Here is a 796-nt window from a genome sequence, read left to right as displayed (position 1 = left end):
CAGCTTAGATACGATAGACACGCCAATGAAATTGGCAAGATATCGTTTAGGCCATAAAAAGCAAATTCCCATAGCATAAAGAGCACCAACTCTGACACATCGAGCAGGTAGCGCCTCAGTCCAACAAGCGATTATGCAACACAAACTACGTGTCGCATAAATACTAAAACGTTATGTTTTCTGGAGTTCACAATGAACGATATATATAAATTAAGTATTTTGGCTCTTCTTTCCTTTATGTCTGGTTGTGCAGGTCTGACAGGATTTACTGGTGCCGATTCTGGCAATAGGGTTGGTGAGTGGGTTGAATATAATGTCAATCACCCGGGGTTGACTGTAAAGATTATCGAACCATTTAGTCAGGAGCTAATGCCAATTTCTACCGTAGGTAAAACGTCACCATCTCCTTTACGACATACAGTAAAGTTCGGCAGAGAATCAAATTTCCATAAACTAGAAATTATAGGCAGATACCACAAAGATTTGTACCTTGATGGTAGGTTTTATGGTTCTATCTGGACGGGCGATGTTGTCATAAAAGATGGTGTAATGTCGATAGATGGTAAACTAATATCAGAAATCGAAAACTAACAAGGGTTTTCAAGTCGGACTCGCAACAGTTTGCTCAGTTCCACTTCGTTTCACATTTTAGCAAACTATTTCTCGCCGCTTAAAACGGCGTTGAGGCTGTAGAATTACTCTTTTCAGGTACTGGATTATTGGTTCTGGATTGGCTGTTTTTTAACCTTGAATCGAGTTGGTTACTGTGATCTAATAGCTATTATTCACCCATGGT

1 protein-coding gene is annotated in these 796 nt (G+C 39.7%); it reads left to right on the top strand.

Annotation, left to right across the window (positions count from 1 at the left end; genetic code table 11):
• Positions 1 to 192 precede the first annotated feature (192 nt).
• Positions 193 to 591 carry a hypothetical protein gene (locus tag HC733_RS22480; protein ID WP_190367193.1) on the top strand — a complete coding sequence of 133 codons (399 nt, stop codon included), beginning with the start codon at positions 193 to 195 and terminating at the stop codon, positions 589 to 591.
• Positions 592 to 796 lie beyond the last annotated feature (205 nt).

Source organism: Pseudoalteromonas sp. S16_S37, assembly GCF_014694405.1.
Taxonomy (GTDB): Bacteria; Pseudomonadota; Gammaproteobacteria; order Enterobacterales; family Alteromonadaceae; genus Pseudoalteromonas.
This window is presented reverse-complemented; position numbering and strand designations above follow the sequence as displayed.

Excerpts from the sequence above, each read along its gene's own strand:
- HC733_RS22480 (WP_190367193.1), top strand. The coding sequence starts at position 193 with ATGAACGATATATATAAATTAAGTATTTTGGCTCTTCTTTCCTTTATG.